This is a genomic window from Synechococcus sp. A15-60 (assembly GCF_014280095.1).
GTDB lineage: Bacteria > Cyanobacteriota > Cyanobacteriia > PCC-6307 > Cyanobiaceae > Synechococcus_C.
On record NZ_CP047933.1, the window covers coordinates 150,430 to 163,578 of the forward strand.

Annotated in this window: 9 protein-coding genes; 6 read left to right on the forward strand and 3 right to left on the reverse strand. The window is 61.2% G+C overall.

What is annotated here, in order from left to right; genetic code table 11:
* The first annotated feature begins 10 nt into the window (after positions 1–10).
* The 5 genes from SynA1560_RS00670 to SynA1560_RS00690 are packed head-to-tail and all read left to right on the forward strand — an operon-like array spanning position 11 to position 6,355.
* Positions 11–2,458 (forward strand): glycosyltransferase, encoded by a 2,448-nt coding sequence (locus SynA1560_RS00670; protein WP_186500906.1) that lies wholly within the window; start codon positions 11–13, stop codon positions 2,456–2,458.
* Positions 2,455–3,576, forward strand: a complete 1,122-nt coding sequence (locus SynA1560_RS00675) for a glycosyltransferase family 4 protein (RefSeq protein ID WP_186500907.1) — start codon at positions 2,455–2,457, stop codon at positions 3,574–3,576. Before SynA1560_RS00670 ends, SynA1560_RS00675 begins: the two co-directional genes overlap by 4 nt.
* Before the next feature lie 52 nt (positions 3,577–3,628).
* Positions 3,629–4,399 (forward strand): ABC transporter ATP-binding protein, encoded by a 771-nt coding sequence (locus SynA1560_RS00680; protein ID WP_186500908.1) that lies wholly within the window; start codon positions 3,629–3,631, stop codon positions 4,397–4,399.
* Entirely contained in the window at positions 4,399–5,220 is an 822-nt protein-coding gene (locus SynA1560_RS00685; protein WP_186500909.1) for an ABC transporter permease, read from the forward strand. Before SynA1560_RS00680 ends, SynA1560_RS00685 begins: the two co-directional genes overlap by 1 nt.
* Before the next feature lie 28 nt (positions 5,221–5,248).
* A complete protein-coding gene (locus SynA1560_RS00690; RefSeq protein WP_186500910.1) occupies positions 5,249–6,355 on the forward strand; it encodes a glycosyltransferase family 1 protein in 1,107 nt (368 codons plus the stop codon).
* A gap of 16 nt (positions 6,356–6,371) precedes the next feature.
* On the opposite strand, the gene SynA1560_RS00695 is transcribed toward SynA1560_RS00690, so the two are convergent.
* From SynA1560_RS00695 to SynA1560_RS00705, 3 genes are read right to left on the reverse strand one after another with little or no spacing between them, the layout of a single operon-like run.
* The gene (locus SynA1560_RS00695; protein ID WP_186500911.1) at positions 6,372–7,871 is read right to left on the reverse strand and encodes a glycosyltransferase; all 1,500 of its coding nucleotides are present in this window, start codon (positions 7,869–7,871) and stop codon (positions 6,372–6,374) included.
* 2 nt (positions 7,872–7,873) lie between these two features.
* Positions 7,874–8,839, reverse strand: a complete 966-nt coding sequence (locus SynA1560_RS00700) for a glycosyltransferase (protein ID WP_186500912.1) — start codon at positions 8,837–8,839, stop codon at positions 7,874–7,876.
* A 45-nt stretch (positions 8,840–8,884) separates the two neighbouring features.
* Entirely contained in the window at positions 8,885–10,159 is a 1,275-nt protein-coding gene (locus SynA1560_RS00705; protein ID WP_186500913.1) for a rhamnan synthesis F family protein, read from the reverse strand.
* Between the two features lie 82 nt (positions 10,160–10,241).
* Between SynA1560_RS00705 and secA the strand changes: the two genes are divergently transcribed.
* The gene (gene secA, locus SynA1560_RS00710) at positions 10,242–13,106 is read left to right on the forward strand and encodes a preprotein translocase subunit SecA (protein ID WP_186500914.1); all 2,865 of its coding nucleotides are present in this window, start codon (positions 10,242–10,244) and stop codon (positions 13,104–13,106) included.
* Positions 13,107–13,149: the final 43 nt, after the last annotated feature.

The window sequence follows — 13,149 nt, forward strand, 5'->3', positions numbered from 1 at the left end:
CGCGCAGGCATTGCCGAAGCCTCCTCTAGTTCTGGTGGTGGGGATGCCTCGCAGTGGTCTCTCTCTGCTTCGTGACCTGCTGGCTGGTCTGGGCCTGTCGGTGATGGATGCCGGCTTCGCTGAGCAGCTGGTGACTATCCAGGATCGGTTGCTGATTGATTTGGAGCGCTGGTGGCCCTCCAGGCAAGCCACCCAGGCCCTTCCAGTGGACTGGCTCGAGCAGCCAGCCACGGCCCAGGCCCGCGAACGCCTCCAAGCCCTGCTGACGCAGGACGCTGAGCAACAAGCACAGGCTTGGGTGATCACCGATCCCCGCGGCTCTCGACTGCTGCCTCTGTGGATTCAGTTGGCTCAGGCATTGCAGCGTCCGCTTCAACTGTTGTTGTGCGTGCGCGACCCTGCTGAGCTGCAGGCTTCATTGCAGCGATCGGGTGGGGATGCGGCGGGGATCAGCCTCAATCACGCCCAGCAGCTCTGGTGGCGCCACAACCTGGAGCTGATTCAGGACGCCCGAACGGCTGGGGTACCGCTGGAGGTGATCCATTTCGGGGCGTGGTTCACGCAACCCCAGGCTGCGCTGGAGCAGCTCTGCTGCCTGTTGCCGTGCAGCGAACCTTCGTCCACGCAGCGACAGCAGGCGCTGGCCCTGATCCAACCGGAGCGTCGCGGACCACAACTGGAGCACGCCCGACGTGCGCTTGACCCGGCCGTGCGTCGGCTGCATCGGCGTCTTCTGCGTCGGCCTCTCCCAAAACGATGGCCAGCCAGCACCCCCCCAAGCCGCCTGGATCAGGGCGAGGATCCGCTGCTGCAGGGAGAGGCCTTGGCCTCCCAGCCCCAGTGCTGGCCTCAGTGGTTGGAGCGTCATCGCGATCACCCGGCCCCGCAGCTGGCTGAGCTGCCGCCGCTGGCGGAGGCGTTTCGCGTGGAGCTTTGCGGCGCTAACTGGATGGAGTGGGAGCCCCATCTACTGATGCAGCGCCTGCCGTTGTCAGGCCTGGAGCAGCTGGTGCTAGACCGCCAACACAGCGCCGGCCATCAGCTGGTGTTTCACAGGCCAGAGGGCACAGGCCCCTTGCAGCAGCTGCTACTCAATCTGGAGTTGCCGCCGCTGGAACGCCGCGCCCAGTGGCTGGGGCATCTGCAGGCGCAGCCCTTGGTGCTGGACCCGGATCCTGCACGGGTGTTGCTGCTGAGAGCTTGTGGTCTGTCTGTCGGTTGGCTCGATCCGGATGGTCCCGTTAACGGTTGGCTGCAGCAGTCTGCGGCGCTCGACCGTGGCGCCTGGGCCCAGCATTTGGGGCTGGCAGCACCGCAGCCGCAGGCTCTCATCGTTCTCGGCCATGCTGGTTCTGTGTTTGATCGCGCCCTGGCCATGGAGTCACAGCGGGGTGCTTCGCTGCAACCGGCCATTCATTACGCCCCGGGTTGGCCGCAGCTCACACCGGTCGATGCCCCCTCCGGTTTGGCCCGTGCTGGTTGGTTGCAGGCGGCTGCACGCGTGGGTGCACGGCTTGTGCATGCTGCGGATGGTCCAGTGCCGGAGCTGTGGAGCCGGCTCGCGCAGGGGCAAGCAGAGCCTTGCAGCCTCCCCCCATCGGCGGCTCCGGCCGATCTTCGTGCCATGCATCAAGGCACGCCGCTGCGCGCCTTGGCTCAGGACAGGACCTCTCCTCCCCAGGAGACCGCATTTCACTGGTGCAACGATCGAGCACCGGCCGCGGCTGTGGTCGTCAGCCTGTTCAACTACGCCGATCGCATCACGGCGGCACTAGACAGCGTTGTTGCCCAGACCTGCCAGCAATTGGAACTGATCGTGGTGGATGACGCCTCGACCGATGCCGGTGTCGAGCAGGTGAAGGGTTGGATGCAGGCCCAGCTGCAGAGCGCTGGCCATGGTTTTGTGCGTCTGTTGTTGCTCAGCCATCAAGCGAATGCAGGCCTGGCTGCGGCGCGCAACACCGCCTTCCGTGCCGCAAGAGCGCCCTGGTGTTTTGTGCTCGATGCCGATAACGCCCTATATCCCGAGGCGGTGTCGGCCTGTTTAGGCCTGGCACAAGCCGGTGGTGATGCCTTGGCGGTGGTGCATCCGCTTCTGGCCGTCGAAGCGGAGCCCGGGCGTGCTGATGATGCCCGGAGCCTGGTGGGCACGCTCAGTTGGCTCCGGGAGCATTTTCTGGCTGGCAATGTGGTGGATGCCATGGCCATGGTGCGTCGAAGTGCCTGGGAGACGGCTGGCGGCTACACCCACATCGAAGGCGGTTGGGAAGACTTCGATTTCTGGTGCAAGTTGCTCGAGGCCGGCTTTCACGGGGTGCAGTGTCCGCGCATCCTGGCCGTGTATCGCAGCCACGATCAGTCGATGAGTCACACCGCCACCAACAGCCACTGGCGGGCCCTGTCGCGCACCCTGCAGGATCGGCATCCCTGGTTGGCGTTGCCCCTGGCCAGTCCATGATTCTTCAACTGCTGCGGGAGTGGCCGCCGGGTTACGGCGGGGTGGAGCGCGTGGCCCATGAATTGGCACTGGTGTGGGGCGGTGCGGTGTATAGCTTTGATGCCCAGCCGCAGCGGCGGTGCGAGCCGGATCCTTTGCCGGTGTCCTATTCCCGCATCCGCCTGCCGCGGCTGACCGTTGGGCGCCTGCTCATTCCTTTGCCCTCCAGGCGTTGGTGGACGCTGCTGTTGTCATCACAGCCGCTGCATGGCCACTTGCCCTCGCCGGGGGTGTTGGCGCTGCTGCTGCTGGCGCGCTTGCTGCGGCCCAGACGCCGTGTCACTGCCCACTGGCATTGTTTCTTGGAGCGTTCGCCAGGCCTCAGCGGCCGTTTGTTTGCCTTGTACCAATGGCTGGCCCAGGCGACGCTGCCCTGGTTGTCGGCCGTCATCACCACCTCACCGGTGCTGGCGGCCGAGTTGGCGCGTTGCGGCTGCAAGACGGACCGCATTCATGTGCTGCCCTGCTGCCTCAGTGCCGAACAGGAATCGGTGGCCCTGGCGCTGCCAGAGCGGCAGCCCGCAGGGAACGCCGCGATGGCCGTGCTGTTCATCGGTCGGCTGGACAGTTACAAGCGCGTGGATTGGCTGCTGGAGGCCCTTGCGCAGCTGCCCCAGCCCTGGCGCCTGGATGTGGTGGGGGATGGTCCCAAGCGCGCAGCCCTGGCGGCCCAGGCCCAAGCGCTGGTGGGCTCCGGCGCTGCGGTCTGTTTTCACGGTCGCCTGGATGAAGCGGCCAAGCTGCAGTGTCTGGCGCGGGCGGATCTGCTGGTGCTTCCGTCGGATCGCTGCAATGAAGCCTTCGGCATCGTCCAGCTGGAGGCAATGGCGGCGGGGATGGCGTCTCTGGCCTTTCAGCGCCAGCGGTCCGGTATGGGATGGGTGGGGCAGTTGGAGCAGTTCCCCTGGTCGCAACAGCCGGCGGCTCTGGCGGAGGTCCTGCGCCAGTTGCAGGCGGACCCTGAGAATCGGGCGGCCCTAGGCCGCTTATCCCGCCAGCGTTATCGGCGCTTGTTTCATCGTTCGGTCTGGTCTCGGCAGTTGGAGTTGTGGAACTGCGCGGGATCAATTCAGGCCTAAACCGGTACTCTCGTGTGGGTTTTTGACATGTGGAGTGCTGGCTGCCAGTTCAATGACAGATCCAGGCTCCAGGCTCTCGGCACCAGTGGCGCTGCACCTCGAGGGTGTGCGCCTTGATATTCCGGTGTTCACCAATGAGACCCGCAGTCTCAAGGCGTCGTTGATCCGCTCGGTCACGGGCGGATCGCTGCGGCGTCAGCGCGGTGGGGCGGTGGTGACCGCTCTGCAGGACATCAACTGCACCATTCATGAGGGGGAGCGGATTGCCCTGATTGGTCACAACGGTGCGGGCAAGAGCACGTTTCTGCGCTTGATTTCGGGCATCTATCAACCCACGGCCGGTCTGTTTCAGGCTCAGGTGCCGGTATTCCCAATGATTCACAAGAGTTTCATCACCAGCGATGAACTCAGTGGCCTGCAGGCTGTGAAGGCCCACTATCTGCTGGTGCATGGCAACCTGCGCGGCTTTGAGGCCTTTCAGGAGGATGTGGTGGCCTTTGCCGGTCTGGGCGATTTCATTCATCTGCCGGTGAAGACCTTCAGCCAGGGCATGGCAGCCCGGCTGCTGTTTGCGGTGCTCACCAGCGGCAGCCATGACTGTCTGGCCATGGACGAGGGCTTCGGTGCCGGGGACAACAACTTTTACGACCGGGCTCAGGAGCGTCTGGAGCGTTTCCTCGATACCGCGGGGACGTTGCTGCTTGCGTCCCACACCGAGGCCCTGCTGGAGCGTTTCTGTAGCCGCGGTTTGGTGTTCAGGGAAGGTCGCATCGTCTTCGATGGACCGCTGAACGAAGCCCTGGCCTTCTACAACCAAACCTAATGACGTCAACGCTTCTGCCTGGTTCTGCCAAGAGCGCTCGCCGCAGTGTGCGCAGCACCCTCAGGGAAGCCTGGCGCATGCGTCGCGTCTGGTGGTTCACCGCCACGGCCCGCACCCGAGCCCGTTTTGTGCGCACCTATTTCGGCAGCTTCTGGCTCGGTCTCTCCAACCTGTTTTCGGTGGCGGTGCTGTCGGCCGTCTACGGCACCGTGTTCAAGGTGCAGGATTTTCAGACCTACGTGGTGTATTTAGGCCTGGGGCTGGTGGTGTGGAACACGATGGCCGCTGCGATTTCTTCGGCACCCACCCTGTTTGAGCACAACCATTCGCACGTGCACAACACCAACCTCAATCCGGTGTTTTACACCTTGGAGGAATGGTCGTTCCAGCTGCAGACCTTTCTGATGTCCTTCCTTCTGGTGGTGGGCGTTCTCAGCTTTTTCCAGCTCAGTTTGATTCCTTATCTGTTTGTCGGTTGGCTGCCGATTCTCAATCTGCTGCTGTTTCTCTACTGGTTTCCGGTGTTGATCTGCTTGCTGGGAACCCGCTTTCGCGACCTGTATCAACTGGTGCCCGTGGCCCTGCAGTTGATCTTTCTGTTGTCGCCAATTCTTTACGAGAAGAAGAATCTGGGTGCGATGCAATGGACGGCCAATTTCAATCCGCTGTATCGCGTGCTCAGTCCAGTGCGTCACACCCTGATGACCGGAGAGGTGGTCTGGTCGCAAAACGCGCTAATCCTGCTGGCCAATGTGGTGGGCATCTGGTTGGCCATCCGCCTGATCAACCGCGAGCGCCCCAACCTTCCCTTCCTGATCTGATCGAAGCCTGCTTCCAACTGCAAATGTCATGACCCGGCTGATCAATCTGCTCTCCTGGTTGCCGGGGCATTCCGGTTTCGGCAGTTATGTGCAGCGGGTGGTGCCTCAGCTGGATGGCCTGCGCTTGCAGTTAGGGGGGGAGGGTCAAGGCCAGTTGGTGCCGGCCAGTGAATGGACGACGGACTCACCGCCCTGGGCGCCGGCGCGGTCCATGCGTTTCCTGCAGCGTTACAGCCTGGTGCAGCACGGCCTGGACCTGCCGTCCCTGCTGCAACGCCATGGGCTTGCCGTGGATCAGCTGGAGGGGATCTATTCGCCCTTTTTTGATGCGCTGCTGGTGTGGCCGCAGGTTCCCCAGCTGATCACCTGCCACGACCTCACACCGTTAGTGGCCTCCAACAGCCGCAAAGCCTGGCTGCGCTACCGCTTCTGGCAGCCCCGCCATTGCCGCACCGCCACCCGGTTGATTGCCATCAGCCGGTATGTGGCCGATCAGCTGGTGGCCTTCGGTGTGCAGGCGGATCGGATCGAGGTGATTCCCAATGGCATCACCATCCAGCGCCCACCGGTGCAGAGCCCGGCCAGCGAAGACCTGCTGGCCCTGGCTCGCCATGACGTGAACAAGAATCTGCCGGCTCTGTTTCGTGGCGTCGACCAGCTGCAGCGCCGTCGGCCCCAGTGGCGGGGCGTGTTGCGCATCGTGGGGCGGGGCGGGCGCCAGTCGGCCCTGGTGCAACGCCTGCATCGCCAGTTGCCTCGGCCAGAGCAGGTGCAGTTGATGGATGCACTGCCACAAGCGCAGCTGTTGCAGCATCTGCGCTCCAGCCTGGCGCTGCTGTCCGCCAGCACCGAGGAGGGATTTGACTATCCCGTTCTGGAGGCCAAGGCGGAGGGCACACCCACGCTGATCAGCGACATTCCCGTCCACCGGGAATTCCATCAGGACTCATCGCTGTTTTTTCCGGTGGAGGACGACGGTGCTGCCTTGGCCGATCACGTGATCGCCTGCCTGCAGGATCGCAGCCTGTGGACGCAGCTGTCGCAGGCCGGCTATGCCCTGGCACAGACCTTGAGCGTGAAGGCCCAGGTGGCCAGCATCGAGGATCAGTTCCGCCAGCTCTGCAGAACCACTTGAGCGGGCGACAACCAGCTCAGCTCAGCATCAGCTGGGCGATCTGGTCTTCGAAACGCTCTTCGATCTGGCGGCTCATGCGCAGGTAGCGGCGGAGACGCTGCATGCGTTCCTGTTCCGGTGCATCCGCAAGGTGCTCGTGCAAGGAGGCGGTGGCTTGCATGGCGACAGCCCAGTCGCGGGTTTCCAGGATGGAGATCGGCAGCACGTAGTTGCGGAAGTCGAACAGATCGTGGATTTCGCGGTGGGCATCGCAGGAGCTGGCCAGAGCAGGCAGCCCCAGGCAGGCGGCATCCAGCACGGGAATCCCGAAGCCCTCTACCAGGGAGGGGCTCAGCAGTGCCAGGGCATTGAGGTAGAGGTCCAGTTTGGTGGCTTCATCCACATAACCGGTGAGCAGGATGGCCGGCTCATTCGCCACCACCTCCTTCACGGCTTTGCTGTAGGCATCGGATTTCAGTTTTCCAGTGACGCACAGGCGAACTCCCTCACGGCCCAGGCCTGACTGGGCGAAGGCTTTGACCAGGAACAACAGGTTTTTGCGCGCCTCCACCGAGGAGTTGAACAGCAGGTAGCGGAAGGGTTGCAAGGCCGACGGCTTGCTTTTGCGTTGTGAGCGCTGATCGTGCAGCAGGTAGCTGGAGGGCGGCAGGTCATTGGCCTGATCGCCAGCGTTGCGCTGCAGGGGAGGCAGATACAGCGAGGGAGGTTGCACCACGGTGTCTTCCCCACCCAGCGGCCCCTGGCCCCCGTTCACATTGATGTGGTCATGAAATTTGCGGCAGGTGGAGGTGGAGACATGGATGCGCTGTGCCGGCAGACAGGCCTGCAGGCGATGGGTGAACTGGCGCATGTTCTCGTTGTGAGGCGCATATTCCAGCGCGATCAGATCGTGCACGGTTTGCACGAACACCGGCGTGTTGCGCGGTTGCAGATTGAGCGGACAGCAGGTGATGAACGCATCAAATCCCTGTAGATCAATGCTCACGGGTTTGCGTTGCTTGCGTAAAGCAGCCAGTTGGCTCGCTTCATAAACATCATCCAGACTGACGATTCCTGCCACATCTTGGAGGTAATCCAGTCGATTGATGCGCAGATTGGGGTTGTCGCTGAGTTCACTCAGGCGGAAGCTTTTCAGTTCCTTCAGGTGGAAGGATGTTTTGCCGAAGATCCGATTCAGGCCCTTGCGAATGCGCCGGTATCGGTTGCCGAATTTGGCGAGAAACGGAAAGAGGAGCTCCAGTTTTGGCGTGTGAACCGTTTTGCCATGCACCAGTTCATTGAGAGTTCGGGCGCTGTAGATGATGCGCTGTGTTTCCTTGGGCAGCGAACGCAGATCTGAGGTGATCGGTTGGAATTGAGTCAGCAGCCAAACCTCGGCTCCCATTTGCCTGAGATGGCGGATGAGGGCTTTGGAATACACGGCAATGCCGCGGTGTTCCCGTTGCTCCAGGTCAAGCGCCGTGACCAGTACACGCTTGCCTTGCAGGGGTTGAGGGCGAGGAGAAGTGGTGGTCATGCTCAAACTCCGCTCCCGCGTTGCAAGGAGTCCTGCAGTCGCAGGGCTTCGAGTTGAAGGGTTTGCGCTTGTCGCTTCCAGTAATCGCGGTCGATCTGCAGCCTTTCGATCTCCAGATCTGCTCGCTGTTGTTCGAGCTCGGCGCGATCTCGCTCTAATTCTGCAAGTCTTTGTTGGAGCAAGTGTCTGGCAAGTGTCCGTTCGCGTGCGGCCATCGCCAACTCGACGCGCAGCTGGTCAGCGCTCGCCTGTTCAACAAAGTGTCGTCGCCGCGTCCTTAATTTGACCTGATCTTCCGAGGTGTTTCCTGTTTCTCCCTGTTCGGCACGCGTTGCGCTTTCGGCGTGGACGCCACTGAATCCAGGGCAAAGAAAAACGTGGCCATTTAACTTTTGGCGCAGGTCCAGATTGAATTCCACGTCTTCACCACAGCGTTGGTAGTTTTCATTCAGGCCCAACTGCAGAAAGGTTTGCCGCGGAATTAACGCCACAGCTGCTGTGACGGCCGGTACCTCAAAGGGTGTCTGATCGTTGACGAAATTTTCCGCTGCAATCATGCCCTCCAGGATGTGATAGGGGTTGTGATTCAGCTCAAAGGAAAATCCGGCGTGCTGCAATTGTTCGTCCGGAGTGCGTAGCAAGCCTCCAACAATGGTGGCCGGCGATTGTTCGGATAAGCATGCGAGTCCGGCATCTAGGCTGCCTGGGTCGAGCACAACGTCGTCGTTCACCAAGGCCACCACATCTCCGCTGGCATGGTTGGCCAATTGATTGATGTTGGATGCAAAGTGATAGGGCTTGCGTTGCGCAATAAAAAATTCGTAGCCCGAGTGATTCTCAATCAATTGTTCATCGTCTTCGCTTCCATTCCAAGAGCAAAGGATTTCCACGTCTTGGGCGCTGAGACTGGTGGCCGCTGAGATCGAGCTCAGCAGTGTTGAGAGCCGCTCAGCAGTTCTGGAAACCACGAGAACAGAAAGCTGCAAAGTCTTATCTGGCGATGCCGGACTCTATCAAGCCTTTAGGAATCGCGATTGCAGCAGTCGCTTCAGGTCTTGTTCAAGCTGCTTGTTGCTTGTGTTCAGCTGGTCGGCCAATTCGCTTAGGGGAATGGGTCCGGAGAGCACCTTGGGTGGATCAAAGAGCAGGTGTTTCTTGATCAGTGGAAAGCCTTGTTTGAGAAGTGTTTTCCATCCCATCAGCGTTGGATTGATGCTGTTTGGGTGGTCTAATCCGTGGCAATCCAGCTCGCTGCGCAGGTCAGCGCTGTTGAGCAGCATGGCGGTGAGTGAATAGCTGGGCTGCAGGCTCACGTCATGCTTGATCAGCCACTGCGACAGGCCGATTTCCCCACGTTGAATCAGATCGTCTTTCGATCCAAAAGGATTGAACTGTTGCCAGAACTGCTCCCAGCTTGGATCCTTCAACAAGGCGTGGTTGGCCGCGATGCAATAGGTCTGCAGGTGATAGGCATCGGTCTCGATGGAATCGGTGAGGCCGGTCAGTTCTGGGGCCTGTTCCGTTCTATTGCTGGTGAGTCGTTCCATTTCCCTGCAGAAGGGTTCAGGTCCTCCCACTGGAAGCGTGCTGTCGTTGCAAAGCACCAGTGATTGCAATGGATTACGAAGATCTGGGTTCTCGCTGATCAGACAACAGAAGTCTTTGTAGGCGCCCAAGCAGAGGCCTTGGTTGTCGCGCCAGCTGACGATGCAGCCGCAGGCCTCCAGTTGTTGGTTGGCCTCGTCGCTGAGGGTCGAGCTGGACACCACCACGACCCAGCCTTGCTGATTGAGGGCCTGAAGCACCTCTCTCCAGCTGATGGGCACATAGCCGAGAGCATCAAAGTGATGCCAGAAGAAAATGCGGTGGCCGCCGCTTTGCTGCAGCCGGCCTCGCAAGTTGTTGAGCACTTGAGCAACATTTTGAAGTCGTGCTTGGTAATTCCAAGGTTGTTGCGCCAGGGATTCCTGGTGATGCAGGGCGGCATCGCAGGCCTGCGTCCAGGCAGCCGTTTGTTGGACGGTGCTCAGCAGATCATTGAACTGCCTGGCATTGGCTTGCGCGGGTCTGGCAAGAGCTGCCCAAAGATTCAGTTTGGAGTGATTGATCTTGCGAGCGGTTCGGCAGACCAGGCCTTGGCGCAGGCTGGCGACGATGCGCGGTCGCGAGCGCAGCAGCTTCGTCATCGATGCAAACACCACGCTTGTGTCCAGACCCTGGTCTGGGTTGGAAGCGACCAACCGCTGAGCCAGCTGTCGCAGTTGCAGGGCCTGCTCCAGACGTGCCATGGCGGTTTCGCGGTACGGATGGCCGCAGTATCACCGCTGAGCAGGCTCAGTAGGCTGTCGCGCAGACGATTCGGCGCCTTCCATGCTCAAGCTGCTGTTGGGTGACCCCAATGCCCGCAAGCTGAAGCGCTATCAGCCGATCGTTTCAGACATCAATCTGCTCGAAGAGGAGATTGCCCCCCTCAGCGACGACGACCTACGTCGGCGCACCGCCGAGTTCCGGCAGCGTCTCGAGAATGCCGGCACGCTCGACAAGCAGCGTCCGGTGCTGGATGAGCTGTTGCCGGAAGCGTTTGCAGTGGTGCGTGAAGCCGGCAAGCGGGTTCTGGGCATGCGCCACTTCGACGTGCAGCTGATCGGCGGCATGGTGCTGCATGAGGGGCAGATCGCCGAGATGAAGACCGGCGAAGGCAAGACCCTGGTGGCCACCCTTCCCAGCTACCTCAATGCGCTCACCGGCCGCGGCGTTCACGTGGTGACCGTGAACGACTATCTGGCCCGCCGCGACGCGGAGTGGATGGGTCAGGTGCATCGTTTCCTCGGCCTGTCCGTCGGTTTGATCCAGCAGGACATGGCGCCGGCGGAGCGGCGCAGCAACTACGGCTGCGACATCACCTATGCCACCAACTCAGAGCTGGGGTTCGATTACCTGCGCGACAACATGGCTGCTGACATCACTGAGGTGGTGCAGCGGGAGTTCCAGTTCTGTGTGATCGACGAGGTCGATTCGATCCTGATCGATGAGGCCCGCACACCTCTGATCATTTCCGGTCAGGTGGAACGGCCCCAGGAGAAATACCAGAAAGCAGCAGAGGTGGCCTCCTATCTCACCCGGGCCGAAGAAATGGGTAAGGACGGCATCGATCCCGAAGGCGACTACGAGGTGGATGAAAAGCAGCGCAGCTGCACACTCACCGATGAAGGCTTCGCCAAGGCTGAGCAGATGATTGGCGTTAGCGATCTCTACGACCCCCAGGACCCTTGGGCCCACTACATCACCAATGCTCTCAAGGCCAAAGACCTGTTCACCCGGGATGTGAACTACATCGTCCGCAATGGCGAAGCGGTGATCGTCGATGAGTTCACCGGCCGGGTGATGCCGGGGCGCCGCTGGAGTGATGGCCAGCACCAGGCTATTGAAGCCAAAGAGCAGCTGCCCATCCAGCCGGAAACCCAGACGCTGGCCTCGATCACCTATCAAAACTTCTTTCTGCTCTACCCGCGTCTGGCCGGCATGACCGGCACGGCCAAGACCGAGGAAACCGAATTCGAGAAGACCTACAAGCTCGAGACCACCATCGTGCCCACCAACCGGGTGCGCGCCCGTCAGGACTGGGTGGATCAGGTGTACAAAACCGAAGAAGCCAAATGGCGTGCGGTGGCCAAGGAAACCGCCGACATCCACCAGCAGGGTCGGCCGGTGCTGGTGGGTACCACCAGCGTGGAGAAGAGTGAGCTGCTCAGCGCCCTGCTGGCGGAGCAGAACATTCCCCACAACCTGCTGAACGCCAAGCCCGAAAACGTGGAGCGTGAGGCCGAGATCGTCGCCCAAGCGGGGCGTTCCGGTGCCGTCACCATCGCCACCAACATGGCTGGTCGTGGCACCGACATCATTCTTGGGGGCAACAGCGATTACATGGCCCGTCTGAAGTTGCGAGAAGTGCTGCTGTCGCGTCTGGTGCGCCCCGAGGAGGGCCATCGTCCGCCGGTGCCTTTGCAGCGCAGCGCGGAGGCGGCCAGTGGTTTTGCAGCCAAGCCAGCCCCTTCAACCGGACCGCATGGCAATGCCCCCAGCGAGGCCCGCGCTATCGGCAATCTCTATCCCTGCCAGCTCACGGACGGCACCGATCAAGCCCTGGTGGATCTGGCCCGTGATCTGGTCAAGGCTTGGGGGGATCGCGCCCTTTCGGTGATTGAACTGGAAGACCGCATTGCCACCGCTGCGGAGAAGGCCCCCACCGAGGATCCGCAGATTGCAGCTTTGCGCACGGCCATCGCCCGAGTGAAGGGGGAATACGACGTGGTGGTGAAGCAGGAGGATGAACGGGTGCGTGACGCCGGCGGTCTGCACGTGATCGGCACCGAGCGCCACGAATCCCGCCGGGTCGACAACCAGCTGCGCGGTCGTGCCGGCCGTCAGGGCGACCCGGGCTCCACGCGTTTCTTCCTGTCACTGGGCGACAACCTGCTGCGCATTTTCGGCGGTGATCGTGTGGCCGGACTGATGAATGCGTTCCGGGTGGAGGAAGACATGCCGATTGAATCCGGCATGCTCACCCGCTCTTTGGAAGGGGCTCAGAAAAAGGTGGAGACGTATTACTACGACATCCGCAAGCAGGTGTTTGAGTACGACGAGGTGATGAACAACCAGCGCAAGGCGGTGTATTCCGAGCGTCGCCGAGTACTCGATGGCCGAGAGCTCAAGAAGCAGGTGGTGGGCTACGGCGAACGCACCATGAACGAAATCGTGGAGGCCTATGTGAATCCCGATCTGCCGCCGGAAGAGTGGGATGTGGCGCAACTGGTGAGCAAGGTTCAGGAGTTTGTCTATCTGCTGGAAGACCTCAAGCCCGAACAGCTGCAGGGTCTGTCGATGGAGGAGCTCAAGGCGTTCCTGCAGGAGCAACTGCGCAATGCCTACGACCTCAAGGAGGGTCAGATTGAGCAGCAGCGTCCTGGCTTGATGCGAGAGGCGGAACGCTTCTTCATCCTTCAGCAGATCGATACGCTCTGGCGTGAACATCTGCAGGCGATGGATGCCCTGCGTGAATCCGTGGGCCTGCGTGGTTACGGTCAGAAAGATCCCTTGATTGAATACAAGAATGAGGGCTACGACATGTTCCTCGACATGATGACCAACATGCGTCGCAACGTGATCTATTCGATGTTCATGTTCCAGCCCGCCCCTCCTGCTGGTCAGACAAAGGGGCAGACCGCAACGGCCTGATTTGGTTTTGTGAGCGGGGTATGTGATGAGGCCCCGCTCACCA

Excerpts from the sequence above, each read along its gene's own strand:
- SynA1560_RS00675 (WP_186500907.1), top strand. The coding sequence starts at position 2,455 with ATGATTCTTCAACTGCTGCGGGAGTGGCCGCCGGGTTACGGCGGGGTG.
- SynA1560_RS00680 (WP_186500908.1), top strand. The coding sequence starts at position 3,629 with ATGACAGATCCAGGCTCCAGGCTCTCGGCACCAGTGGCGCTGCACCTC.
- SynA1560_RS00685 (WP_186500909.1), top strand. The coding sequence starts at position 4,399 with ATGACGTCAACGCTTCTGCCTGGTTCTGCCAAGAGCGCTCGCCGCAGT.
- SynA1560_RS00690 (WP_186500910.1), top strand. The coding sequence starts at position 5,249 with ATGACCCGGCTGATCAATCTGCTCTCCTGGTTGCCGGGGCATTCCGGT.
- SynA1560_RS00695 (WP_186500911.1), bottom strand. The coding sequence starts at position 7,871 with ATGACCACCACTTCTCCTCGCCCTCAACCCCTGCAAGGCAAGCGTGTA.
- SynA1560_RS00705 (WP_186500913.1), bottom strand. The coding sequence starts at position 10,159 with ATGGCACGTCTGGAGCAGGCCCTGCAACTGCGACAGCTGGCTCAGCGG.
- secA (WP_186500914.1), top strand. The coding sequence starts at position 10,242 with ATGCTCAAGCTGCTGTTGGGTGACCCCAATGCCCGCAAGCTGAAGCGC.